The 24,783-nt window shown below is 72.2% G+C and carries 22 protein-coding genes; 17 read left to right on the forward strand and 5 right to left on the reverse strand.

Going from position 1 to position 24,783, the window contains the following annotated elements:
• Positions 1–31 precede the first annotated feature (31 nt).
• From ftsW to ACFYZS_RS23455, 9 genes are all read left to right on the forward strand, one after another.
• Positions 32–1,438: a putative lipid II flippase FtsW gene (gene ftsW / locus ACFYZS_RS23415; RefSeq protein WP_389015771.1), complete on the forward strand. Its 1,407-nt coding sequence runs from the start codon at positions 32–34 to the stop codon at positions 1,436–1,438.
• 6 nt (positions 1,439–1,444) lie between these two features.
• On the forward strand, positions 1,445–2,539 hold the full coding sequence (gene murG, locus ACFYZS_RS23420; protein ID WP_030863673.1) for an undecaprenyldiphospho-muramoylpentapeptide beta-N-acetylglucosaminyltransferase: 1,095 nt from the start codon (positions 1,445–1,447) through the stop codon (positions 2,537–2,539).
• Between the two features lie 16 nt (positions 2,540–2,555).
• Positions 2,556–3,416, forward strand: a complete 861-nt coding sequence (locus ACFYZS_RS23425) for a cell division protein FtsQ/DivIB (protein ID WP_389015774.1) — start codon at positions 2,556–2,558, stop codon at positions 3,414–3,416.
• Between the two features lie 280 nt (positions 3,417–3,696).
• On the forward strand, positions 3,697–4,902 hold the full coding sequence (gene ftsZ, locus ACFYZS_RS23430; protein ID WP_132755925.1) for a cell division protein FtsZ: 1,206 nt from the start codon (positions 3,697–3,699) through the stop codon (positions 4,900–4,902).
• Entirely contained in the window at positions 4,899–5,630 is a 732-nt protein-coding gene (pgeF, locus tag ACFYZS_RS23435; RefSeq protein WP_389015777.1) for a peptidoglycan editing factor PgeF, read from the forward strand. Before ftsZ ends, pgeF begins: the two co-directional genes overlap by 4 nt.
• A gap of 3 nt (positions 5,631–5,633) precedes the next feature.
• Complete coding sequence (locus ACFYZS_RS23440; RefSeq protein ID WP_389015780.1) at positions 5,634–6,353, forward strand: YggS family pyridoxal phosphate-dependent enzyme; 720 nt, start codon at positions 5,634–5,636, stop codon at positions 6,351–6,353.
• Positions 6,354–6,504: 151 nt separating this feature from the next.
• Complete coding sequence (locus ACFYZS_RS23445; protein WP_030155990.1) at positions 6,505–7,113, forward strand: cell division protein SepF; 609 nt, start codon at positions 6,505–6,507, stop codon at positions 7,111–7,113.
• A 60-nt stretch (positions 7,114–7,173) separates the two neighbouring features.
• Positions 7,174–7,470 carry a YggT family protein gene (locus ACFYZS_RS23450; RefSeq protein WP_030155988.1) on the forward strand — a complete coding sequence of 99 codons (297 nt, stop codon included), beginning with the start codon at positions 7,174–7,176 and terminating at the stop codon, positions 7,468–7,470.
• A gap of 82 nt (positions 7,471–7,552) precedes the next feature.
• Complete coding sequence (locus tag ACFYZS_RS23455; protein WP_389015782.1) at positions 7,553–8,785, forward strand: DivIVA domain-containing protein; 1,233 nt, start codon at positions 7,553–7,555, stop codon at positions 8,783–8,785.
• Positions 8,786–9,045: 260 nt separating this feature from the next.
• Here the strand turns inward: ACFYZS_RS23455 and ileS are convergent, their stop codons facing one another.
• Positions 9,046–12,192, reverse strand: coding sequence for an isoleucine--tRNA ligase (ileS, locus tag ACFYZS_RS23460; protein ID WP_389015785.1), 3,147 nt, complete (start codon positions 12,190–12,192; stop codon positions 9,046–9,048).
• A 607-nt stretch (positions 12,193–12,799) separates the two neighbouring features.
• On the opposite strand from ileS, the gene ACFYZS_RS23465 reads away from it, so the two are divergent.
• The 5 genes from ACFYZS_RS23465 (at position 12,800) to ACFYZS_RS23485 (ending at position 17,600) form a co-directional block, all read left to right on the forward strand.
• Complete coding sequence (locus ACFYZS_RS23465) at positions 12,800–13,699, forward strand: TraR/DksA family transcriptional regulator (protein WP_389015788.1); 900 nt, start codon at positions 12,800–12,802, stop codon at positions 13,697–13,699.
• Between the two features lie 131 nt (positions 13,700–13,830).
• Positions 13,831–14,391: a signal peptidase II gene (lspA, locus tag ACFYZS_RS23470; protein ID WP_389015791.1), complete on the forward strand. Its 561-nt coding sequence runs from the start codon at positions 13,831–13,833 to the stop codon at positions 14,389–14,391.
• Between the two features lie 75 nt (positions 14,392–14,466).
• Positions 14,467–15,408 carry an RluA family pseudouridine synthase gene (locus tag ACFYZS_RS23475; protein ID WP_030155981.1) on the forward strand — a complete coding sequence of 314 codons (942 nt, stop codon included), beginning with the start codon at positions 14,467–14,469 and terminating at the stop codon, positions 15,406–15,408.
• Positions 15,405–15,875, forward strand: a complete 471-nt coding sequence (locus ACFYZS_RS23480; protein WP_389015793.1) for a GNAT family N-acetyltransferase — start codon at positions 15,405–15,407, stop codon at positions 15,873–15,875. Before ACFYZS_RS23475 ends, ACFYZS_RS23480 begins: the two co-directional genes overlap by 4 nt.
• A gap of 132 nt (positions 15,876–16,007) precedes the next feature.
• Positions 16,008–17,600, forward strand: a complete 1,593-nt coding sequence (locus ACFYZS_RS23485) for a Na+/H+ antiporter (RefSeq protein ID WP_389015796.1) — start codon at positions 16,008–16,010, stop codon at positions 17,598–17,600.
• 63 nt (positions 17,601–17,663) lie between these two features.
• Here the strand turns inward: ACFYZS_RS23485 and ACFYZS_RS23490 are convergent, their stop codons facing one another.
• Together ACFYZS_RS23490 and ACFYZS_RS23495 are read right to left on the reverse strand one after the other, a co-directional pair.
• Positions 17,664–18,680: an SDR family NAD(P)-dependent oxidoreductase gene (locus ACFYZS_RS23490; protein WP_389015798.1), complete on the reverse strand. Its 1,017-nt coding sequence runs from the start codon at positions 18,678–18,680 to the stop codon at positions 17,664–17,666.
• Positions 18,677–19,861 carry a glycosyltransferase gene (locus ACFYZS_RS23495; RefSeq protein ID WP_389015801.1) on the reverse strand — a complete coding sequence of 395 codons (1,185 nt, stop codon included), beginning with the start codon at positions 19,859–19,861 and terminating at the stop codon, positions 18,677–18,679. The genes ACFYZS_RS23490 and ACFYZS_RS23495 overlap by 4 nt, the downstream gene beginning before the upstream one ends.
• 74 nt (positions 19,862–19,935) lie before the next feature.
• Between ACFYZS_RS23495 and ACFYZS_RS23500 the strand changes: the two genes are divergently transcribed.
• Positions 19,936–20,658, forward strand: a complete 723-nt coding sequence (locus tag ACFYZS_RS23500; RefSeq protein ID WP_389015804.1) for a response regulator transcription factor — start codon at positions 19,936–19,938, stop codon at positions 20,656–20,658.
• The gene (locus ACFYZS_RS23505) at positions 20,655–22,046 is read left to right on the forward strand and encodes a sensor histidine kinase (RefSeq protein WP_389015807.1); all 1,392 of its coding nucleotides are present in this window, start codon (positions 20,655–20,657) and stop codon (positions 22,044–22,046) included. Before ACFYZS_RS23500 ends, ACFYZS_RS23505 begins: the two co-directional genes overlap by 4 nt.
• Positions 22,047–22,062: 16 nt before the next feature.
• On the opposite strand, the gene ACFYZS_RS23510 is transcribed toward ACFYZS_RS23505, so the two are convergent.
• Complete coding sequence (locus tag ACFYZS_RS23510) at positions 22,063–23,115, reverse strand: mechanosensitive ion channel family protein (protein WP_389015810.1); 1,053 nt, start codon at positions 23,113–23,115, stop codon at positions 22,063–22,065.
• Between the two features lie 65 nt (positions 23,116–23,180).
• Here ACFYZS_RS23510 and ACFYZS_RS23515 point away from each other — a divergent pair, with 65 nt between their 5' ends.
• Positions 23,181–23,750 carry a dienelactone hydrolase family protein gene (locus ACFYZS_RS23515; protein ID WP_389015812.1) on the forward strand — a complete coding sequence of 190 codons (570 nt, stop codon included), beginning with the start codon at positions 23,181–23,183 and terminating at the stop codon, positions 23,748–23,750.
• A 75-nt stretch (positions 23,751–23,825) separates the two neighbouring features.
• Here the strand turns inward: ACFYZS_RS23515 and ACFYZS_RS23520 are convergent, their stop codons facing one another.
• Positions 23,826–24,776: a zinc metalloprotease gene (locus ACFYZS_RS23520; protein WP_389015881.1), complete on the reverse strand. Its 951-nt coding sequence runs from the start codon at positions 24,774–24,776 to the stop codon at positions 23,826–23,828.
• Positions 24,777–24,783 lie beyond the last annotated feature (7 nt).

Below are 24,783 nucleotides of genomic sequence, written 5' to 3' on the forward strand. Positions count from 1 at the left end.
CGCCGCGTACGAGTGGAGGGGAAGGTCACACATGCCGGCCAAGCAAGTGCTGCCGGGGCGGCGGCCGTCCGCCGTGAAGGCCGCCAAGTCCGTGAGCGGCGCCAAGTCCGCCAGGACGGTCAAGGCGCAGGGCCGCAGGCGTCCGGCGGGGAGCCTGCGGCCGCCCGGCGGCCGCGGCCCGCTGGAGCGGCTGCGGCGTACGCAGCGGCAGTTGCGCAAGGCCTGGGACCGGCCCCTCACCGCGTATTACCTGATTTTCGGCAGCTCGCTGCTCATCACCGTGCTCGGCCTGGTGATGGTCTACTCGGCCTCGATGATCAAAGCGCTGCAGCTGGGGCTGGGTGACGCGTACTTCTTCAAGAAGCAGTTCCTGGCCGCCCTGATCGGCACCGGGCTGCTGCTGATCGCCTCCCGCATGCCGGTCAAACTGCACCGGGCGCTGTCGTACCCCGTGCTCGCGGGCACCCTGTTCCTGATGGTCCTGGTCCAGGTCCCCGGGATAGGGGTCGCGATCAACGGCAACCAGAATTGGATCTCCCTTGGCGGTCCGTTCATGCTCCAGCCCAGTGAGTTCGGCAAGCTGGCACTGATCCTCTGGGGAGCGGACCTGCTGGCCCGCAAGGGCGAGAGGGAGCTGCTGAGCCAGTGGAAGCACCTGCTGGTGCCCCTGGTGCCGGTGGCCTTCCTGCTGCTCGGGCTGATCATGCTGGGCGGGGACATGGGCACCGCGATGATCCTCGGGGCCATCCTGTTCGGCCTGCTGTGGCTGGCCGGGGCCCCGACGCGGATGTTCGTGGCGGTGCTCGCCTTCGCGGGTGTGATCGTCGCACTGCTGATCAAGACCAGCCCGCACCGGATGGACCGGCTCGCCTGCCTCGGCGCGACGGATCCAGGCCGGGGCGACCTGTGCTGGCAGGCCGTGCACGGGATCTACGCTCTGGCATCGGGCGGATGGTTCGGTTCCGGTTTGGGCGCCAGTGTGGAAAAATGGGGACAACTGCCCGAAGCCCACACCGACTTCATCTTCGCCATCACCGGGGAGGAACTGGGTCTGGCAGGGACGCTGTCGGTACTCGCCCTGTTCGCGGCTCTAGGCTATGCGGGTATCCGCGTGGCCGGACGCACGGAGGACTCCTTCGTACGGTATGCCGCGGGAGGCGTGACCACCTGGATCACGGCGCAGGCCGTGATCAACATCGGTGCGGTGCTCGGTCTGCTGCCGATCGCCGGAGTCCCGCTCCCGCTGTTCTCGTACGGAGGGTCCGCGCTGCTGCCGACGATGTTCGCGGTCGGACTGCTCATCGCCTTCGCGCGGGAGGAGCCGGCGGCGCGCGCGGCGCTCGCGATGCGCCAGCCGAAGACCGGCTGGAAGCGGACCGGGCAGAGATGGAAGTCGATGAGACGGAGCGTCAAGAGGCGTCCGTCCGGAGAGCGGTGAATTTCGGTGCATGTCGTACTCGCCGGTGGGGGGACCGCCGGCCACATCGAGCCGGCGCTCGCCCTCGCGGACGCCCTGCGCAGGCAGGACCCTTCCGTGGGCATCACCGCCCTCGGCACGGAGCGCGGGCTCGAAACCCGCCTCGTGCCCGAGCGCGGTTATGAGCTGGGACTGATCCCGGCCGTCCCGCTGCCCCGCAAGCCCACCCCCGAGCTCATCACCGTCCCCGGACGGCTGCGCGGGACGATCAAGGCCGCCGAGGAGATCCTGGAGCGCACCAAGGCCGACTGCGTCGTCGGCTTCGGCGGCTACGTGGCCCTGCCCGGCTACCTGGCCGCCAAGCGGCTCGGGGTGCCGATCATCGTCCACGAGGCCAACGCCCGGCCCGGACTGGCCAACAAGATCGGCTCCCGCTACGCGCACGCCGTCGCGGTCTCCACCCCCGACAGCAAGCTGCGCGGCGCCCGCTACGTGGGCATCCCGCTGCGCCGCTCCATCTCCACCCTGGACCGGGCCGCGGTCCGCCCGGAGGCGCGCGCCGCGTTCGGCCTGGACCCCAACCTGCCGACCCTGCTGGTCTCCGGCGGCTCGCAGGGCGCCCGCCGCCTCAACGAGACCATCCAGCAGGTCGCTCCGACCCTGCAGCGCTCGGGGATCCAGATCCTGCACGCGGTCGGCCCGAAGAACGAACTGCCGCGTGTCGACAACATGCCCGGGATGCCGCCGTATGTGCCGGTACCGTACGTGGACCGGATGGATCTCGCGTACGCCGCCGCCGACATGATGCTGTGCCGCGCGGGCGCGATGACCGTCGCCGAACTCTCCGCCGTCGGGCTGCCGGCCGCGTACGTCCCGCTGCCGATCGGCAACGGCGAACAGCGGCTCAACGCCCAGCCGGTGGTCAAGGCCGGCGGCGGCCTGCTCGTCGACGACGCGGAGCTGACGCCCGAGTGGGTGCTCAGCCAGGTCCTCCCGGTGCTCGCCGACCCGCACCGCCTGTACGAGATGTCCCGCGCCGCCGCCGAGTTCGGCCGCCGCGACGCCGACGACCTGCTCGTCGCGATGGTGTACGAGGCGATCGCCGCACACAGGAACCGCTAGCGCAGGAGGCACAGGAGTGGCCGGAGCGACGACCGCACAGCGCGGCAATCCCGGGTCCGCCCGGAAGGGCAAGGGCTCCGGCTCTCCCAAGCCGCCCAAGCAGCCCAGGTCGTCGGGGCCCTCGGGAGGGTCCGGCCCGCGGGGCCCCGGTGTCCGGCGCCTCGTCCGGCGCCTGCGGCACCGGGGTCCCGTGCTGCTCTGCCTCCTGGCCGCCCTCCTCCTCACGGGGGGCGGCAGCTGGGTCCTCTACGGCTCCTCCTGGCTCCGCGTCGAGAAGGTGACCGCGAGCGGAACCCGGGTGCTGACCCCGGAGCAGGTGCTGGCCGCCGCGGCCGTACCGGTCGGGGCGCCGCTGGTGACCGTGGACACCGACGAGATCGCGGCCCGGGTCCGCGGCCGGCTGCCCCGGGTCGATTCGGTCGACGTGGTGCGGGCCTGGCCGCACGGGATCGGGCTCAAAGTGACGGAGCGCAAACCCGTCCTGCTCATCAAAAAGGACGCCAAGTTCGTCGAAGTGGACGCTTCGGGTGTGCGATTCGACACGGCCGCGAAAGCTCCCGCGGGTGTTCCGGTCCTCGAATTGTCCGCGGCGCAGTCGCCGAGCGGCCGCCGCTTCGACGAGGAGCGGCTGCTGCACGAGGCCGTCGGCGTCGCCGGGGACCTCCCCGCGGCGGTCGCCAAGGAGACCGTGCAGGTCAAGGTGGGCTCGTACGACTCGGTCGTACTGGAGTTGACCCGCGGCCGGACCGTGGTCTGGGGGAGCGGCGAGCAGGGCGAGGCGAAGGGGCGTGCGCTGACCGCCCTGCTGAAAGCCGCGCCCAAGGCTGACCACTTTGACGTGAGCGTCCCCACCGCCCCTGCGGTGTCCGGGAGTTGACGTCGGGTCGAACAGCGACGCACCCTGGTTGGCCACCGATACGGGTGATCACATAGGGTGAAAAGAAAAACGGGAGGTTCGGCGTGTTCGTTGAACACGCGCTACTTGTCGACTTAGTGTCCTGTTCGGAAGAGTCCAAGGAACAGGCACATGCTTAACCCTAAACTTCAGGGTTAGGGTTCGGGTCGGCGCGTTCGGACCGTCCCACATTTCGGCATCAGTCGTCGCAACGCAGGCCCGCGAGGCGGCGACACGTAACTCGAGGCGAGAGGCCTTCGACGTGGCAGCACCGCAGAACTACCTCGCAGTCATCAAGGTCATCGGTGTCGGCGGCGGTGGTGTCAATGCCATCAACCGAATGATCGAGGTCGGTCTCAAGGGCGTCGAGTTCATCGCCATCAACACGGACGCCCAGGCGCTGTTGATGAGCGACGCCGACGTCAAGCTCGACGTCGGCCGTGAACTCACCCGGGGCCTCGGCGCCGGCGCCAACCCGGCAGTCGGTCGCAAGGCGGCAGAGGACCACCGCGAGGAGATCGAGGAGGTCCTCAAGGGGGCCGACATGGTCTTCGTCACCGCCGGCGAGGGCGGCGGCACCGGCACCGGCGGCGCACCCGTCGTCGCCAACATCGCACGCTCGCTCGGAGCCCTGACGATCGGTGTGGTCACCCGGCCGTTCACCTTCGAGGGCCGGCGTCGCGCGAACCAGGCGGAGGACGGCATCGCCGAGCTCCGCGAAGAGGTCGACACCCTCATCGTCATCCCCAACGACCGGCTGCTGTCCATCTCGGACCGCCAGGTCTCGGTCCTGGACGCCTTCAAGTCGGCCGACCAGGTCCTGCTCTCGGGCGTCCAGGGCATCACCGACCTCATCACCACCCCGGGTCTGATCAACCTCGACTTCGCGGACGTCAAGTCCGTCATGTCCGAGGCCGGCTCGGCCCTCATGGGCATCGGCTCGGCCCGCGGCGACGACCGCGCGGTGGCCGCCGCCGAGATGGCGATCTCCTCGCCGCTGCTGGAGGCGTCCATCGACGGCGCCCGCGGTGTGCTGCTCTCCATCTCCGGTGGCTCGGACCTCGGTCTCTTCGAGATCAACGAGGCCGCGCAGCTGGTCAGCGAGGCCGCCCACCCTGAGGCGAACATCATCTTCGGCGCCGTCATCGACGACGCGCTGGGCGACGAGGTGCGCGTCACCGTCATCGCCGCCGGCTTCGACGGCGGACAGCCCCCGGCCCGCCGGGACAACGTCATCGGTGCCGCGTCCACCAAGCGCGAGGAGCCGGCCCCGGCGCCGGTCCGCGCCGCCGAGCCGGCCCGTCCGGCCTTCGGCGGACTGGGCACGGTCACCCCGCGCGAAGAGCCCCCGGCCCCGGTCGAGGCGGCTCCGGTCGAGACCGCGGCCCCCGCGCCGCAGGTCCCGACGGCCCGGCCGTACCAGGACAGCCCGGCCGAGGAACTGGATGTCCCGGACTTCTTGAAGTGACGCTGGACCAGTACGACGAGAGCGGCGCCCACTTCGCCTTCACCGACCGGTGGGGCGGGGTGAGCGCCGTTCCGTACGAGGAGCTCAATCTCGGCGGCGCGGTCGGAGACGACCCCACCGCCGTTCTCGCGAACCGGGCGGCCGCCGCCGGGGCCCTGGGCATCGAGCCGGACCGGGTGGTCTGGATGAACCAGGTCCACGGCAAGGACGTGGCGGTGGTCCCGGGACCCTGGGGCGCCGCCGCCGACATCCCGGCGGTGGACGCGGTGGTGACCGCCCGTCGGGGGCTCGCCCTCGCGGTGCTCACCGCGGACTGCACCCCGGTCCTGCTGGCCGACCCGGTCGCGGGGGTCGCGGGCGCGGCCCACGCGGGCCGGCCCGGGCTGGTCGCCGGAGTGGTGCCCGCCGCCGTGGAGGCGATGGTCGCCCTCGGGGCCGAGCCCGGGCGGATCATCGCCCGTACCGGCCCCGCGATCTGCGGGCGCTGCTACGAGGTGCCGGCCGAGATGCGGGCCGCGGTCGCCGAGGCGGTACCGGCCGCCTACGGCGAGACCAGTTGGGGTACCCCCTCCGTCGACGTGGTCGCGGGGGTGCACGCGCAGCTCGCGGAGGCGGGGGTGGTGAACCTGCACCGCTCGGCGGTCTGCACACTGGAGTCGCGGGAGCACTTCTCGTACCGCCGCGACCGGGTGACCGGGCGGCTTGCCGGATATGTCTGGTTGGGCTAGGTAATGACGGACCGTAAGACGGAGCTCGCGGAGAACCTCGCGCGGGTGGAGGAGCGCATCTCGTCCGCCTGCGCGGCCGCGGGGCGGGGGCGGGACGAGGTGACGCTCATCGTCGTCACCAAGACCTACCCCGCGAGCGACGTACGACTGCTGGCGGACCTGGGGGTCCGTCACGTGGCGGAGAATCGCGACCAGGATGCCGCCCCCAAGGCCGCGGCCTGCGCGGATCTGCCGCTCACCTGGCACTTCGTGGGCCAGTTGCAGACGAACAAAGTCCGTTCCGTGGCGGGATACGCGCATGTGGTGCAGTCCGTCGACCGGCCGAAGCTCGTCACCGCGCTCTCGGCGGCCGCCGAGGGGGCCGGGCGCGAACTCGGCTGCCTCGTCCAGATCGCCCTCGACGCGGAGTCGGGGGAGCGCGGCACCCGCGGCGGCGCCGCCGCGGAGCAGCTCGCCGGACTCGCGGACCTCGTGGCCGGGGCGCCGGGACTGCGGCTCGACGGTCTGATGACCGTCGCTCCGCTGGCCGGGGCCTACGCGGGACGCGAACAGGCCGCTTTCGAGCGGCTGGTGGAATTGTCATCCCGCCTGCGCGCGGACCATCCGGCTGCCACGATGGTGTCGGCCGGGATGAGCGCAGACCTGGAACAGGCCGTTGCGGCCGGTGCGACACATGTACGCGTCGGCACTGCGGTACTCGGCGCGAGACCCCGGCTCGGGTAACGTCGCGAAGAAAGTCGGACCACAGCAGAAAATATGGTCATTCCCGCTGACGGGCGGACAGACCACGTGGATCGCGGGCAGTTGGTGACTTTGGTGACACAGCGACACACCTGCGACAGGGCGATCCACCACAGAGCGGAGGATTCAGAGAATGGCCGGCGCGATGCGCAAGATGGCGGTCTACCTCGGCCTCGTGGAGGACGACCGGTACGACAACCCGGGGTACGACCCCGACGACGAGTTCGAGCCCGAGCCGGAACCGGAGCGGGACCGCCGGCGCCAGCAGGCCGTGCACCAACCGCCCGTAACGGACGAACCGGTACGAGTTACCCAGCCTCCGGCGCAACGGGAACCCATCCCATTGCCGGTGGAAAACGGACGTCCTGCGCGAATTGCCCCCGTGGCATCCATCACACCTGAACGCTCGAACCTGGAGAAGAACGCCCCCGTGATCATGCCCAAGGTCGTCTCCGAGCGGGAGCCGTACCGCATCACGACGCTGCACCCCCGGACCTACAACGAGGCCCGTACCATCGGGGAACACTTCCGTGAGGGCACTCCGGTGATCATGAACCTCACGGAGATGGACGATACGGACGCGAAGCGACTTGTCGACTTTGCCGCCGGCCTCGTCTTCGGCCTGCACGGCAGCATTGAACGCGTGACACAGAAGGTGTTCCTGCTGTCGCCTGCTAACGTCGATGTCACGGCGGAGGACAAGGCCCGCATCGCGGAGGGCGGGTTCTTCAACCAAAGCTAGACCGATCCGTCAGACACGGGGCCGGGGACAGAGCGAGAGCAGGGGAGAGGGAAGCGCGGGATGGGCGTCGCACTGCAGGTGGTCTACATCGCGCTGATGTGCTTCCTTATCGTGCTGATCTTCCGACTGGTGATGGACTACGTCTTCCAGTTCGCACGTTCATGGACACCCGGCAAGGCGATGGTGGTCGTCCTTGAGGCCACCTACACTGTCACCGATCCACCGCTCAAGCTTCTCCGGCGTTTCATTCCGCCGTTGCGTCTCGGGGGCGTGGCACTCGACCTGTCCTTCTTCGTTCTGATGATCATCGTTTACATCCTCATCAGTTTCGTGAGCACCGCTGCGAGAAGCGTGTGAACGATGAGCTTCCCCGCGAGCGCGGGGACAGTCCCGATACGGTCTTGCCGACTGCCGACGACTACGTAGAGGTGAAGAAGACATGCCGCTGACTCCCGAGGACGTGCGGAACAAGCAGTTCACGACCGTCCGCCTCCGAGAAGGCTATGACGAGGACGAGGTCGATGCCTTCCTCGACGAGGTCGAGTCCGAACTGACGCGCCTGCTGCGCGAGAACGAGGACCTGCGCGCGAAGCTGGCCGCCGCCACGCGTGCCGCCGCGCAGAACCAGCAGCAGCAGGGCATGCGCAAGCCGGAACCCCAGGACCAGCGCGGCCCCGGAGGCCCCGGCGCCCCCGTGCCCGCCGCCATATCCGGCCCGCCGGCGCAGCAGGGCCCGCCGCAGATGGGCCCGCCGCAGCTGCCGGGCGGCCAGCCGCAGCTTCCGGCCGGCCCCGGTGGACACGGACCGCAGGGTCCGGGCGGCCCCGGTCCGATGGGCGGCCCCATGCACACCATGGGTGGCCAGCAGCAGATGGGCCAGCAGGGCATGGGCCAGCAGTCCATGGGCGGCCAGAACCCGCTCGGCCAGCAGATGCAGCCCATGGGCCAGCAGATGCAGCCGATGGGTCAGCAGATGCAGCCCATGGGTCAGCAGATGCAGCAGCAGATGCAGCAGCCGCAGCTCCCGCAGCAGGGCCCCGGTGGCGACAGCGCCGCCCGCGTCCTGTCGCTGGCGCAGCAGACCGCCGACCAGGCGATCGCGGAGGCCCGCTCCGAGGCCAACAAGATCGTCGGCGAGGCGCGCAGCCGCGCCGAGGGCCTGGAGCGGGACGCCCGCGCCAAGGCCGACGCGCTGGAGCGGGACGCCCAGGAGAAGCACCGCGTCGCGATGGGCTCCCTGGAGTCCGCCCGCGCCACGCTGGAGCGCAAGGTCGAGGACCTGCGGGGCTTCGAGCGTGAGTACCGTACGCGTCTGAAGTCCTACCTGGAGTCGCAGCTGCGTCAGCTGGAGACCCAGGCGGACGACTCCCTGGCCCCGCCGCGCAACCCGGCCGGCCCGGCGCTGCCGCCGTCGCCGACCCCGTCGATGGCTCCGGCCGGAGCCATGGGCCACTCGATGGGCAACCCGTCGATGGGCGCCCCGTCGCCCATGGGCGGTCCCTCGCCGATGGGTGGCCCGTCCCCGATGGGCGGCCCCTCGTACGGTGGTCAGCAGCAGATGTCTCCCGCGATGACGCAGCCGATGGCTCCGGTGCGGCCGGCCGCGCCGCAGCCGATGCAGCAGGCGCCGTCGCCGATGCGGGGCTTCCTGATCGACGAGGACGACAACTAGGCGCCGCCAGTAGGTCGGCAGTCACGGGCCGGGCCCGGTTCCCCTTCGGGGGCACCGGGCCCGGCCCGTTTTCGCGTGTCCGCGGGCCCGGCAGGGGCCGCTACGATGGCCCCGCAGCGGGTCGGTAGCGCAGAGGTCGTCGCGCCGTTCTCCGCAGGAGGGAAGACGCCGGTTCGAATCCGGCTCGGCCCGCTGTCACGCGTGCGCGGAACGACGAACGGCGCCCCCCGGGACGGGGGGCGCCGTTCGGTTCTTCCCGCTTACGCCTTGCGGAGGCGGAACGTCAGGCCGAGGGACTCGTCCGTGAACGGGTCCCCGTACGCGGCGTCCGCGTCCCCGGAGGCGAAGTCCGTCGACAGGACCTCGTCCGCGATCAGCGCCGCGTGGTCCGTCAGGGCCGTCACGACCTCCGGGTCCGACGAGGACCACCGCAGGGCGATCCGGTCCGCCACGTCCAGGCCGGAGTTCTTCCGGGCCTCCTGGATCAGGCGGATCGCGTCACGGGCCAGGCCCGCCAGCCGCAGCTCCGGGGTGATCTCCAGGTCCAGGGCCACCGTCGCGCCGGAGTCGGACGCCACCGACCAGCCCTCGCGCGGGGTCTCCGTGATGATGACCTCCTCCGGGGAGAGGGAGATCTCCTCGCCGTTCAGCGAGATCACCGCCGAGCCGGACCGCAGGGCCAGCGAGAGCGCCGCCGCGTCGGCCGCGGCCACCGCCTTCGCCACGTCCTGGACGCCCTTGCCGAAGCGCTTGCCCAGCGCCCGGAAGTTCGCCTTCGCCGTCGTGTCGACCAGCGAGCCGCCGACCTCCGACAGGGAGGCCAGGGAGGAGACGTTCAGCTCCTCCGTGATCTGGGCCTGGAGGTCGACGGACAGGGCGTCGAAGCCCGCCGCGCCGACCAGGGCCCGGGAGAGCGGCTGGCGGGTCTTCACGCCGGACTCGGCACGCGTGGCCCGGCCCAGCTCCACCAGGCGCCGGACCAGCTGCATCTGCTGCGAGAGCCGGGCGTCCACCTGCGTCGCGTCGGCCTTCGGCCACGTCGAGAGGTGGACGGACTCGGGGGCGTCCGGGGTCACCGGGACGATCATGTCCTGCCAGACCCGCTCCGTGATGAAGGGGGTGAGGGGGGCCATGAGGCGGGTGACCGTCTCGACCACCTCGTGCAGCGTGCGCAGCGCGGCCGCGTCGCCCTGCCAGAAGCGGCGGCGCGAGCGGCGCACGTACCAGTTGGACAGGTCGTCCACGAAGGAGGACAGGAGCTTGCCGGCGCGCTGGGTGTCATACGACTCCATCGCCTCCGTGACCTCGATGACGAGGGCGTTCAGCTCCGAGAGCAGCCAGCGGTCCAGGACCGTGCGGTCCGCCGGGGCCGGGTCGGCCGCCGACGGGGCCCAGTTCGACGTACGGGCGTACAGCGCCTGGAAGGCGACCGTGTTCCAGTACGTGAGGAGGGTCTTGCGGACCACCTCCTGGATCGTGCCGTGGCCCACGCGCCGCGCCGCCCAGGGGGAGCCGCCGGCCGCCATGAACCAGCGCACCGCGTCCGCGCCGTGCTGGTCCATGAGCGGGATGGGCTGGAGGATGTTGCCCAGGTGCTTGGACATCTTGCGGCCGTCCTCGGCGAGGATGTGGCCCAGGCAGACCACGTTCTCGTACGAAGACTTGTCGAAGACGAGGGTGCCGACCGCCATCAGCGTGTAGAACCAGCCGCGCGTCTGGTCGATGGCCTCCGAGATGAACTGCGCCGGGTAGCGCTTCTCGAAGATCTCCTTGTTCTTGTACGGGTAGCCCCACTGCGCGAACGGCATCGAGCCCGAGTCGTACCAGGCGTCGATGACCTCCGGCACGCGGACGGCGGTCAGCGAGCAGCCCTCGTGCGTGCACGCGAAGGTGACGTCGTCGATGTACGGGCGGTGCGGGTCCAGGGCGGAGAGGTCCGTGCCCGTCAGCTCGCTCAGCTCCGCGCGGGAGCCGATGCAGGTGAGGTGGTTCTCCTCGCAGCGCCAGATCGGCAGCGGGGTGCCCCAGTAGCGGTTGCGGGAGAGCGCCCAGTCGATGTTGTTGTTCAGCCAGTCGCCGAAGCGGCCCTGCTTGACCGAGTCGGGGAACCAGTTCGTCTTCTCGTTCTCCCGCAGCATCGCGTCCTTGACGGCGGTGGTGCGGATGTACCAGGACGGCTGCGCGTAGTAGAGCAGGGCCGTGTGGCAGCGCCAGCAGTGCGGGTAGCTGTGCTCGTAGGCGATGTGCTTGAAGAGCAGGCCGCGGGCGTCGAGGTCGGCGGTCAGCTTCTCGTCGGCCTTCTTGAAGAAGACGCCGCCGACGAGCGGGACCTCCTCCTCGAAGGTGCCGTCGGGGCGGACCGGGTTCACGACGGGCAGGCCGTACGCGCGGCAGACCGCGAGGTCGTCGGCGCCGAAGGCGGGGGACTGGTGGACCAGACCGGTGCCGTCCTCGGTCGTGACGTACTCGGCGTTCACGACGTAGTGGGCGGGCTCGGGGAACTCGACCAGGTCGAAGGGGCGCTGATAGGTCCAGCGCTCCATCTCCTTGCCCGTGAAGGTCTCGCCGGTGGCCTCCCAGCCCTCGCCGAGGGACTTCTCCAGCAGCGGCTGGGCGACGACGAGCTTCTCCTCGCCGTTCGTCGCCACGACGTACGTGACCTCGGGGTGCGCGGCCACGGCCGTGTTGGACACCAGGGTCCACGGGGTGGTCGTCCAGACCAGCAGCGCGGCCTCGCCGGCGAGCGGGCCGGAGGTCAGCGGGAAGCGGACGTAGACCGAGGGGTCGACGACCGTCTCGTACCCCTGGGCCAGCTCGTGGTCGGAGAGGCCGGTGCCGCAGCGCGGGCACCAGGGGGCGACGCGGTGGTCCTGGGTGAGCAGGCCCTTGTTGAAGATCTCCTTCAGCGACCACCACACGGACTCGACGTACTCGGGGTCCATGGTCCGGTAGGCGTCGTCCAGGTCGACCCAGTAGCCCATCCGGGTGGTGAGCTCGGCGAAGGCGTCGGTGTGGCGGGTCACGGACTCGCGGCACTTGGCGTTGAACTCGGCGATGCCGTACGCCTCGATGTCCTGCTTGCCGTTGAAGCCGAGCTCCTTCTCGACGGCGAGCTCGACCGGCAGGCCGTGGCAGTCCCAGCCGGCCTTGCGGGCCACGTGGTAGCCGCGCATGGTGCGGAAGCGGGGGAAGACGTCCTTGAAGACGCGGGCCTCGATGTGGTGCGCGCCGGGCATGCCGTTGGCGGTGGGCGGGCCCTCGTAGAACACCCACTCGGGGCGGCCCTCGGACTGCTCCAGGGTCTTGGCGAAGGTCTTGCTCTCCCGCCAGAAGTCGAGGACCGCGTGCTCGAGGGCAGGCAGGTCGACCTGGGCGGGTACCGGGCGGTACTGCGGCGGTGTGGTCATGAGGCTGAACTCTTCCTCCGGCGGGGTGTCACTTCCGTCCGGAGGGACGAGAGCCGCCCTCGTTCCCGAGGCCGCGCTGCTCCCGCGGTACCACCCTCCTTGGCCGCCGGACACCTGGTCCGATGGCCCCCTCATTGGGGTGCGAAGCCGGTTCTACCGGCCGCACGGGAACCCGTACGGCTTTCTTCCGGCGGCTCAGGGGTGATCCTTCGCGTCGCGCTCGCCCCCGGGCTCTCACCGTCCCCGGGTCGCTCCTGGCTGCGTCCGACGCTACTCGTCCCCGTCCATGCCTTTCGCTGGGCCCAGTGTACGGGGCGGGGGCGCGCTCGGCAGACCGGTTTACGGGGGGTCGGGGCGGGGGTTGCGGCGGGGCCCGGGGCCGGGCCCGCGGCCGGGGCCGGGCGGGTTGCGGCGTGACCCGAATGGGCCGAGGAGCCGGTCCGGGTTCCGGTGGGACGGGAGTGGCGGATTACCGGGCTCCCTGCTGGGCACAACGGATGCAGGTCGGCACCGATGGACGCGTGCCCCGTTGCCGCGAGGCTGGAGTCGATTTATCGTTCCGGCACGATTCGCGAGCAAGATCACAGTATGTGAAGGGGCCGCGGCCATGGTGGCGAAGAAGACCGCCGGGAGAACTGCCGAGAAGGCTGTCGGAAAGGCCGCCGGGAAGGCTGCGGCGGCCGAGGACACGGCTCCGGCCCGGAAGAGGACGCCCGCTGCCGGGAAGACGAAGGTCGCGAACTCGACGACCCGGGCGCCGGCCGGGAAGGCGGCGGAAACGGCGGCCAAGTCCGCGGCCAAGACGGCGGCCAAAACGGCGACGAAGTCCGCGGCCGGGGCGTCGGAGAAGCCGGCGGCCAAGAAGGCGCCTGCCAAGAAGGCGGGCGCCAAGAAGGTGCCCGCCGAGAAGGCCACCGGCGTCGGGAAGACGACCGCGAGGAAGGTCACGGCCAAGGCGGCCGGGGCCGAGGGGGCGGCGCAGGCCGCGCAACAGACGGGAGCCCGGAAAGTGGTTGCCAAGAAGAGCACCGGCACGGCCAGGAAGACGGCTGCGGCCGCCACCAGCGGGCTGCCGAAGGCCAGGGTCACGGCGGCAGCGGCCCTGGCGCCGGGCGAGCTGGCCGTACGGCCCGGCGAGGACCCCTGGACCCCGGCGGAGGTGGCGGAGGCCCGTGCCGAGCTCCAGAGCGAGGTGCTGCGGCTGCGCGACGAGCTCCAGGCCTCCGACGAGGCCATCTCCGGCCTGATGCGGGACTCCGGCGACGGCGCGGGCGACGACCAAGCCGACACGGGCACCAAGAACATCACCCGGGAGTCCGAGCTGGCCCTGGCGGCGAACGCCCGCGAGATGCTCGAACAGACGGAGCGGGCCCTGGAGCGGCTGGACGCGGGCACGTACGGGCTCTGCGAGAACTGCGGCCGGCCCATCGGGAAGGCCAGGATGCAGGCCTTCCCGCGGGCGACGCTGTGCGTGGACTGCAAGCAGAAGCAGGAGCGCCGGCACTGAGGGGCCACCGGCCGGGCTGCCGCCGCGGGCGGACCCTGACGTACTCTCGTGTCTCGTCGGGGTCCAGGTGCCCGACAGGGCCGTAGGGCCGTGTCGTCGGCGACCTGGTTCGAGCTAGTCGAGGGACTCACGTGGCAGAGGCGGAGAGCATCATCGGTACGCCGGAGGTCGGGGACGACGCCCAGCCGGAGACCGCCGCGCCCCAGGGGCGCCGGCGGATCGTCGCGCTGCTCGTGGTCGCGCTCCTCGCCTACCTGCTCGACTTCGGCAGCAAGATGCTGGTCGTCGCGAAGCTGGAGCACCAGCCGCCGATCCGGATCATCGGCGACCTGCTGAAGTTCGAGGCGATCCGCAATCCGGGCGCCGCGTTCGGCTTCGGCGAGGCCTTCACCATCATCTTCACCTGCATCGCGGCCACCGTGATCATCGTGATCGTGCGGCTGGCGCGCAAGCTCTACAGCCTGCCGTGGGCGATCGCGCTGGGCCTGCTGCTGGGCGGTGCGCTGGGCAACCTCACCGACCGGATCTTCCGTTCGCCGGGGGTGTTCCGGGGGGCCGTGGTCGACTTCATCGCGCCCGCCCACTTCGCCGTCTTCAACCTCGCGGACTCGGCGATCGTGTGCGGCGGCATCCTGATCGTGCTGCTGTCCTTCAGGGGCCTGGACCCGGACGGCACCGTCCACAAGGACTGATCGCGGGAGCCTCCGCACGGTGGCCGGGGGCTGATCGCGGGAAGGGTGCGCCGTCGAGTCCTGCATACTCGACAGGTGAGTACGATTCCCGAGATCCGCACCCTGCCCGTTCCCGATGGCCTCGAAGGCGAGCGCGTGGACGCCGCCATCGCCCGTATGTTCGGTTTTTCCCGGACGAAGGCGGCCGAGCTCGCCGCCGCGGGGAAGGTGTCGGTCGACGGCAGCGTCGTCGGGAAGTCCGAGCGCGTGCACGGCGGCGCCTGGCTCGAAGTCGAGATGCCCGCGCCGCCGCGGCCGGTCGAGCTCGTCGCCGAGCCGGTCCCGGGCATGGAGATCGTCCATGACGACGACGACATCGTCGTCATCATGAAGCCGGTGGGCGTCGCCGCCCACCCGAGCCCCGGCTGGACCGGCACCACCGTCATCGGCGGCCTCGCCGCCGCGGGCTACCGGATCTCCACCTCCGGCGCGTCCGAGCGCCAGGGCATCGTGCACCGCCTCGACGTCGGCACGTCCGGCCTGATGGCCGTCGCCAAGTCGGAGCGCGCGTACACCTCGCTGAAGAACCAGTTCCGCGAGCGGGTCGTGGACAAGCGCTACCACGCGCTCGTCCAGGGCCACCCGGACCCGATGAGCGGCACGATCGACGCGCCGATCGGCCGGCACCCCAGCGCGGACTACAAGTGGGCCGTGATCCAGGAGGGCAAGCCCTCCGTCACCCACTACGACCTGATCGAGGCCTTCCGCGCGGCCTCGCTGCTCGACATCAAGCTGGAGACCGGGCGTACGCACCAGATCCGCGTGCACATGTCCGCGCACAGGCACCCCTGCGTCGGCGACCTCACCTACGGCGCCGACCCGACGGTGGCGAAGCGGCTGGGCCTGACCCGGCAGTGGCTGCACGCCGTACGGCTCGGGTTCGAGCACCCGGCGGACGGCCAGTGGGTGGAGTTCGAGAGCACGTACCCGGCGGACCTGCAGCACGCGCTGGACGTGATCCGGGCGGAGAGCGAGTGACCTCGCCGGTCGAGGTCCGGGTCGCCGCGTCGGAAGCCGACCTGGCGGCGTGCTTCGCCGTGCGGACCGAGGTGTTCGTGGTCGAGCAGTCCGTGCCGGAATCGATCGAGTACGACGCCTACGACGCCGTCGCGGTGCACGTGCTGGCCGTGGGGCCCGACGGGGAGGCGCTGGGCACCGGCCGGCTGCTGCACGGGCCGGCGGCCCTGGGCAAGACCGGCGGCGACCCGGCGGTCGGCTCGTTGGGGCGGCTGGCCGTGCGCAAGGCCGCGCGCGGACTGGGCGTCGGGGTGGCGCTGGTACGCGCGATCGAGTCCGAGGCGGCCCGCCTGTGCCTGTCCGCCGTGGACCTGGGCGCGCAGACGCACGCCCTCGGCTTCTACGAGCGGCTCGGGTACGCGGCCTACGGCCCGGAGTTCGAGGACGCCGGCATCCCGCACCGGTCGATGCGGCGCACCCTCCCGTAGCGGATCCGGCCCCGCCGGCCTCTGCGGCACGCGGTCCGGGGCCGAGCCCCGCGGGCCCGGCGGAGCCGCCAGGTGGGCGAGGCTTCGCCGGGGCGGGGTCGTCCGCGGCCGGCGGTGCGGCAGGGTGGGGGAGTGGATCAGCTAGCTCTGCTGTTCGTACTGCTGCTCGGGGCCGTGGTCAGCGTGCCGCTCGGGGACCGGCTCGGCCTGCCCGCGCCCGTCCTGATGACCATCGGCGGAGTCGCCATCGCGCTGGTGCCGGCCGTGCCGAACGTCGACATCCCGCCCGAGTTCATCCTGCCGCTCGTCCTGCCCCCGCTGCTCTACGCCTCGGCGCAGCGCACCTCCTGGCGCCAGTTCGCCGCCAACGTGCGGCCCATCCTCCTGCTCGCCGTGGCCCTCGTCTTCGTCACGACCGCCGCCGTCGCCGCGGTCGCGAACGCCGTCGTCCCCGGACTGCCGCTCGCCGCCGCGGTCGCGCTCGGCGCGCTCGTCGCCCCGCCCGACCCCGTCGCCGCGACCGCGGTCGCCGGGGCGCTCGGGCTGCCGCGCCGCATGGTGTCGATCCTGGAGGGGGAGGGCCTCTTCAACGACGTCACCGCGATCGTGCTCTACCACGTGGCCATCTCCGCGGCCGTCAGCGGCAGCTTCTCCTGGCCGGACGCGCTGGGGGAGTTCGTGCTCTCCGCCGTGGTGGCCGTCGCCGTCGGGCTGGGCCTCGGCTGGGCCGCCAACGCGCTCATGGGGCTGCTCGGCGACGCCACGCTCCAGATCGGGCTGACGCTGCTCGTGCCGTTCGTGTCGTACGTGGTGGCCGAGGAGCTCCGGGGGTCGGGGGTGCTGGCCGTACTGACGACGGCCCTGTTCCTCGCCGAGTACGCCTCCGACGCGGACGACGTGCTGGGGCGGCTCGCCGGGCACACGTTCTGGGAGGTCGTGGACATGCTGGTCACGGGCGTGGCGTTCGGGCTGATCGGCCTGGAGCTGCACAACGTGTTCGGCGTCGCGGCCGGCCGCGAGTGGGAGATGGCGGGGTGGGCGGCCGCCGTGATCGCGGTCGTGGTCGGCGTACGGCTGCTGTGGCTGCTGCCGGCCGGGTGGCTGGCCAAGCGGCTGCACACGCGGCGGGACTACGACGAGGAGATCCCGCTGAGCTGGCGGGAGAGCGTGGTGATGTGGTGGGCCGGGATGCGCGGGGTGGCCTCGGTGGCGCTGGCGCTGGCCATTCCGCTGAAGGTGGAGGGCGGGGCGCCGTTCCCGGCTCGGGACCAGATCATCTTCATCGCCTTCGCCGTGATCATGGTGACGCTGGTGTGCCAGGGGCTGACGCTGCCGAGGCTGGTGCGGCTGCTGGGCGTGGAGGCGGACGAGGACGCCGAGCGGGAGACGGAGCGGCGGCTGGCGATCCGGGCGGCGAAGGCCGCGAAGCGGCGGCTGAAGGAGATCGAGGAGGTGGAGGACCTCCCGGAGGACCTGGTGGAGGTGCTGTACCGGCGGGCGTACGACGTGGGCGCGAGGATCAGCCCCGACATGGTGGACGAGGAGCGGCGCGAGGCGTACGCGAAGCGGGTGGAGCGGATCCGCGACGTCCAGCGGATCCAGCGGGAGATGATGTCGGCGGCGCGGCACGAGGTGCTGGCCGCGCGCAGCGAGCCGGGCGCGGACCCGGAGATCGTGGACCGGGTCCTGCGCCACCTGGACGTCCGCAGCCTCCGCAGCAGCTAGGGAACGACACCCCCCAGGGAGCGTTCGCGGCTCCGCCCGGGGGGCGGGCGGAGCCGTCACGGGTCAGACCTGGTAGCGGGACGGGGCGAAGAGCTCCAGGTTCGAGGCGATCCACTCCGAAGTGCGGGACAGGCCCTCCGTGAGGGAGACCTGCGGCTTCCAGCCCGCCCACTCCCGGGCGCGGGAGTTGTCCGACAGCAGGCGGTGGACCTCGCTGCCCGCCGGGCGGAGGCGGGACTCGTCCACCACGACGTGCGCGTCACGGCCCGACGCCGCGATCAGCGCCCGCGCCAGGTCTCCGATCGAGATCTCCTCGCCCGTCCCGAGGTTGACCACTTCGCCCAGAGCCCGGTCGCACTCCGCCACCGCGAGGAAGCCCTCCGCCGTGTCGCTCACGTACGTGAAGTCCCGGGTGGGCGACAGGGAGCCCAGACGGACCTCCCGCGCCCCCGCGTGCAGCTGCGCGAGGATCGTCGGGATCACGGCCCGGGCCGACTGGCGGGGGCCGTACGTGTTGAACGGCCGGACCACCGTCACCGGCAGCTCGAACGCGTGGTGGAAGGAGAGCGCCATCATGTCCGCGCCGATCTTCGACGCCGAGTACGGGGACTGCGGCTGGAGCGGGTGCGATTCCGCTATCGGGGCCGTCAGCGCCGTGCCGTAGACCTCGCTCGTGGAGGTGTGCACCAGCCGCCGCACCCCGTGCCGCCGGCACGCCTCCGCCATGTTCTGCGTGCCCGTCACGTTCGTCTGGACGTAGGCGCCCGGGGAGGCGTAGCTGTACGGGATCCCGATCAGCGCCGCCAGGTGGAACACGGTGTCGCAGCCCTCCACCGCGTCGCTGACCCGGCCCGCGTCGCGGATGTCGCCGGCCCACATCTCCACCGGGCCCTCGGGGTCGGCGAGGTGGCGCGCCAGGTGCCCCTTCTCCGCGTACGGCTTGTAGTGGACGAAGGCGCGCACGCGGGCGCCCCGCGCCACCAGCAGGTCGACCAGGGTGGACCCGATGAACCCCTCGGCTCCGGTGACCAGGACCGTCCGGCCGGTCCAGGGGTTCACGGTGTTCGGCTGCGTGTTCACATGCGCTCCAGGGTGGGAAGGGGGACGCCGGCCACGCGGAGGACCTCCGCGGCCAGCAGTTCGGCGGCCCGGGCGTGTGGGCCGGGGTCGGCGGCGCCGGCCATCGCGGCCAGCCGGGCCGGGTCGGCCAGCAGCGGGCCGAGCAGCACCGCCAGCCGGTTCGCGGTGGTCGCGGCGTCCGGCAGCAGCAGGCCCGCGCCCGCGTCGAGAAGGACCCGGGCGTTGTGGGTCTGGTGGTCGCCGGGGGCGTGCGGGTAGGGGACGAGCAGGGCCGGGACCCCGGTCGCCGCCAGCTCCGCCACCGTCGCGGAGCCGGCCCGGCACACCACCAGGTCGGCGGCCGCGTAGACGAGGTCCATCCGGTCCAGGTACGGCACGGCCCGGGCGATCCGCTGCCCGCCGCAGGCGGCGAGATCGGCGGCGGTGTCCGGCAGCGCCTTCGGCCCCGTCTTGATCAGCAGCTGTACGTCGTCCCGCCCCTGCCAGAGCCCGGCCAGCCCGACGGCGGCCGCGGTGAGGCGGGCGGCGCCCAGGCTGCCGCCGTTGAAGACGATCAGGCGGCGCCCGTCGGGGACGTGCAGAGCCCGCCGGGCCTCGGCGCGCAGGGCCGCGCGCTCCGGCCGGGACAGGCAGGCCAGCCGGGCGAGGGCCGCCGAGATCGGCATCCCGGTGGTCAGCGCGTGCGCCCCGCCGGCCAGATGGGACCGGCTGCGGTCGAAGGCCACCGCGATGTGCGGGGTGAGCCGGGCCGCGAACTGGTTGGCGCGGCCCGGCACGGCGTTGGACTCGTGGATGAGGGCCGGCAGCCCCGCCATCCGCGCCCCCAGCACGGCCGGCGCGCTCGGGTAGCCGCCCATGCCCACGACGGCGTGCGCGCCCTGGGCCCGGATCACCGCGCGCGCCTGCCCGGCCGAGCGCAGCAGCGCGGCGGGGAGCAGATAGCGCCTCGCGCCGAGCGAGGGGTCGAAGGGGATCATGTCGACGGTGTGCAGGCGGTACCCGGCTCCCGGGATCAGCTCGGTCTCCAGGCCCCGCTCGGTCCCGATGAACGAGACCACGGCATCCGGGACGGCCGCCCGCAGTGCCTCGGCGAGGGCGAGTCCGGGGTAGATGTGGCCGCCGGTGCCGCCCGCGCCGATCACCACGGACAGGGGCCGGAGGGAGGTGCGTCGTGTGGTCATGGGGCGCAGACTTCCGGTGCGCCCTAAGAACGTTCTAAGAGGTTCTCTCAGAACCGTTTGGCAGGCTTTGCCCCATGAGCAGCACGAGCAGCGCGGGCGGCACGCCCGGTACGGGCGCCCAGCGGATCCTGGTCGTGGACGACGAGCCCGAGGTACGGGCCGCCGTCCAGGACGGGCTGGCCGTCGAGGGGTACGAGGTACGGGGAGCGGCAGACGGGCTGGCCGCGCTGTCGGCGGTGGCCGGCTGGCAGCCCGACGCGGTGGTGCTCGACGTGATGATGCCCGTCATGGACGGGCTCGGGGTCTGCCGGCAACTGCGCGCGATGGGCGACCGTACGCCCGTGCTCGTCCTGACCGCGCTGGACTCGGTGAGCGAGCGGGTCGACGGCCTGGAGGCCGGTGCCGACGACTACCTCGTCAAGCCGTTCGCGCTGGACGAGCTGGTGGCCCGGGTCCGGGCGCTGCTGCGGCGGGCCGCGCCCGATCCGGCCGGCGCGGACCTGCTCGCCTTCGCGGACCTCGTACTCGACCCCGGGACGCGTACCGGACGGCGCGGCGGGCGGCCGCTGGAGTTCAGCCGGACCGAGGCGGCGCTGCTGGAGCTGCTGCTGCGCCACCCCGGACAGGTGCTGCCGCGGGAGCTGATCCTGGAGCTGGTGTGGGGGCGGGACTTCGGCCCCGACTCCAATTCCCTGGCCGTGTACGTCGGCTACCTGCGGCGGAAGCTGGAGGCCGGCGGCGAGCCGCGGCTCGTGCACACCGTCCACGGGGTCGGGTACCGGCTGGGCCAGGCGTGAGCGCCGCCGGGCGGGGGCGGCGCCGGCTCGGGGCGCCCTGGCGCCGGCGCCGCCCGCTGCGGACCCGGCTGGCGCTGGCGGCCACCGCGGCCGTGGCGCTGGTCGCGGTCGGGGTGTGCACGGCGGCCTTCTTCGTCGTGCGCAGCGCCCTGTACGAGCAGCTGAACCTGAGCCTGACCCAGTCCGCGCGGCTCGCGGCGCAGCGCAATCCCGACTCCGGGCCGGACACCCTGGCCGGGGAGTGCCGCTTCCTGGCGGCGCCCGCCTGCGCGGAGGTGGTGCCCGCGGACCCGGCGAAGGACCCGGCCACGCCGTACCTGCTGCCGGTGGACTCCGCGACGCGGGCGGTGGCCGCGGGGCGGCACGCGCCGTTCTACACGGACATCGTGCACGCCGGGCACCCGACGCGGATGCTCACCACCGACTACGCGAAGGGGCGGGCGCTCCAGGTCGCGCTGCGGGCCGACACCGTCGAGGACGGGATCGAGGAGGCGGCGTGGTGGCTGGCCCTGATCGGCGCGGCCGGGGTGCTGGTGGCCGCGGGGCTCGGGTACTGGGTGTCGAGGACCGGCCTGGCCCCCGTGACCCGGCTCACGGCCACCGCGGAGCGGATCGCGGCGACGCGGGATCCGCGGCACCGGATCGAACTGCCGCCGCCGGGGCGGGAGGACGAGATCACGCGGCTGGCGGGCAGCTTCAACACCATGCTGGGGGAGCTGGAGCAGTCGGTGACGGCGCAGCGGCGGCTCGTCGCGGACGCCTCGCACGAGCTGCGGACCCCGCTGACGGCGCTGCGGACGAACGCGGAGCTGCTGGCGCGCGGGGACCGGTTGACGCCGGAGCAGCGCGAGCGGGCCTCGCTCGCGCTGGGACGGCAGGTGCGGGAGGTGACGGGGCTGGTGAACGACCTGATCGAGCTGGCCCGGGACGAGGAGCCCCAGCCGCTGGTGGAGCAGGTGCGGCTGGCTCCGCTGGTGGAGCACTGCGCGGAGGCGGCCCGGGCGCACCGGCCGTCGGTGCCGGTACGCGTCCGCGTGGACGAGGTGGTGGTGCCGGGGGTGCCGGCGCGGCTGACCCGGCTGGTGTCGAACCTGCTGGACAACGCGGCGAAGTTCAGCCCGGCGGGGGCGCCGGTGGAGGTGGAGCTGGTGGCACGCGGGGGCGGCGCCGGCCGGGCCGAGCTGACGGTACGGGACCACGGGCCCGGGATCGCGGCCGAGGACCTGCCGTACGTCTTCGACCGCTTCTACCGGGCGGGGGCGGCGCGGGCCCTGCCGGGCTCGGGACTGGGCCTGGCGATGGCCCGCCAGATCGCCCGGGCGCACTCCGCGGAGCTCGTGGCCGAGGCGGCCCCGGGGGGCGGAGCCCTGTTCCGCCTGACGTTCTGACCCGGGCCCCGCGCCGTCAGGGGCCTGCGGGGCGCGGGTCGGCCGGGGAGGTGGCGATGCGGGGCAGGGCGTACGGATGGCGGGCCAGGAGCCAGGTGATCAGCCGCTCGCGGACCTGGCAGCGGACCGTCCAGATGTCCGTCGCGTCCTTCGCCGTGACCACGGCCCGGACCTGGATGGTGTGCGGGGTGGTGTCCGTGACCGCCAGGGTGCCGGTGCGGCCGTCCCACTCCGGGATCTCCTCCAGGATCTCCTGGAGCCGCTCCCGCATCAGGTCCAGCGGTGCGCTGTGGTCCAGGTGCCAGAAGACCGTCCCGGTCATCTGGGCGCCGCCGCGCGACCAGTTCTCGTACGGCTTCCCTGTGAAATACGACACAGGCATCGTGATCCGCCGCTCGTCCCAGGTGCGGACGACGAGGAAGGTCAGGGTGATCTCCTCGACCGTCCCCCACTCCTTGTCCACGACCACCGTGTCCCCGATCCGCACGGTGTCGCCGAAGGCGATCTGCAGTCCGGCGAACAGGTTGCCCAGCGAGGACTGGGCCGCGATGCCCGCCACGATGCCGAGCACGCCCGCCGAGGCCAGCATCGAGGCGCCGACGGCCCGCATCGGCGGGAACGTGAGCAGCATCGCCGCCACCGCGACCACCACGACCACCGCCGTGACCACCCGGTGGATCAGCGTCACCTGGGTGCGGACCCGCCGCACCCGGGCGTCGTCGGGGTTCTGGGCGGCGTAGCGGGCGTACGAGGAGTCCACGACCGCCGTCGCGATCCGCACGAGCAGCCACGCCGCGGAGCCGATGAGGACGAGGGTCAGCGCGCGGCCCACGGCGAAGACGTACTCCGGCCCGATGCCCATCCGCCGGTGGGACCCGTAGAGCAGCGTGGTGCACAGGACGAGCTGGAACGGCAGCCGGCAGTGGCGCAGCAGCCCCCACAGCGGCGTTTCGCTGTGCCGGGCGTCGGCGCGGCGCAGCAGCAGGTCCAGCAGCCATCCGGCGAGCAGGGTGACGACCAGGGCGCCGCCGACGACGGCGATCGGGCGCAGAACGGTGTCCGTGTCCATGCACGTCAACGTAACCGGAACGCGGGCTCCGACCCCTCGCATTCGACGAATGGCACGATGGGGGCATGAACATCGTGCTCTTCCATTCGACGTACGGGCTGCGGCCCGCGGTGCACGCGGCGGCCGACCGGCTGCGCGCGGCCGGTCACCAGGTCCAGGTGCCCGATCTCTTCGAGGGGCGCACCTTCGAGACCGTCGAGGAGGGCATGGCGCACCGGGACGAGATCGGCCGGGACGAGCTCCTCAAGCGCGCGGTGCTGGCCTCCGCCCCCTACTCCGACCAGGGCCTGGTCTACGCGGGCTTCTCCTTCGGCGGCTCCGTCGCCCAGCACCTGGCGCTGGCCGACGAGAAGGCGCGCGGGCTGCTGCTCCTGCACGGGACGGCGGACCTGGAGGAGGGCACCGCGGTGGACGAGCTGCCGGTGCAGCTGCACATCGCGGATCCCGACCCGTTCGAGACGCACGACTGGCTGACGGCCTGGTACCTGCGGATGCAGCGGGCGGGCGCGGACGTGGAGGTGCACCGCTACCCGGGTGCCGGGCACCTGTTCACGGACGCGGACCTCGACGACTACGACGCCGAGGCCGCGGAGCAGACGTGGCGGGCGGCCATCGGCTTCCTCGACTCCCTGTAGGCGCCGCGGAGAAGAGCGAGGGGCGGGGCACGCAGCGCGTGCCCCGCCCCTCGACCGTTTCACGTCACGTGGTGCTCAGCCGCGGTAGGCGCTCCACATGCTCTTCATCCGGGACACCTGGCCCGCGGTGAACTGGTACATGCACGAGTCGTACGTGTAGTCCATGAAGTTGTGGATCGGGTCGACACCCGTCTTGTTGGTGCAGCTGTCACGGCCGGTCGGGCACTCGAACGCGGCGCTCTTCTCGGCGGGGGTGTCGGAGACGGAGTCGCCGCTGCCCGAGCAGCCGCCCTGGAAGGTGTGGTACAGGCCCATCCAGTGGCCGACCTCGTGGGTGCCGGTGTCGCCCTCGTTGTAGTTGGCGGCGGAGCCGCCCGGCAGCGAGGTGTTGAGGATGACCACGCCGTCCATCTTGGGCTGCGAGGCGTAGGAGCTCGGGAAGGTCGCCCAGCCGAGCAGGCCGCCGCCGAGGTTGGCGGTGTAGAGGTTGAGCGCGTTGGCGCCGCCCTTGCGCAGGGCGTTCTTCATGTCCTTCTCGGCCTGGGTGCCGTCCGAGACGTTGTACCAGGCGGCGTTGTCGGTGTAGTCGGTGGAGACCAGCGAGAACTGGTAGCCCGAGTCGACGTTGCCGGTGCCCTTGCCGCTGTAGGCGGAGTTGAGGACCGCGATCTGGTTGTTGATGTCCGTGGCGGTCAGCTTGCCGGCGGAGCCGGAGGTGATGACGTGGACGTACACCGGGATGGTCGTCGCGGCGGTGACCTCGGCGGCACGCATCTGGCGCTGCGGGCCGAGCTCGGCGCTCTTCTTGGCCAGATCGGCGTCCATGGCCTTGACCTGGGCGTCCGTCACCTCGTTGGGGTCGGCCGCGTGCTGGTCCTTCGGGCGGGCGACACGGGCGTTGGCCGAGGCGCCGGCGGTGCCGGCGTCGGCACAGGCCTCGGCGCCGGTCTTGGGTGCCGCGGCCACGGTGGTGGGGGCCGTGAGCGGGGCGAACGCCAGGGTTCCGGCCAGAACGGCCGTACCCATGAGGCGG

The sequence above is a fragment of the Streptomyces sp. NPDC001903 genome, from assembly GCF_042891345.1.
Lineage (GTDB): Bacteria > Actinomycetota > Actinomycetes > Streptomycetales > Streptomycetaceae > Streptomyces.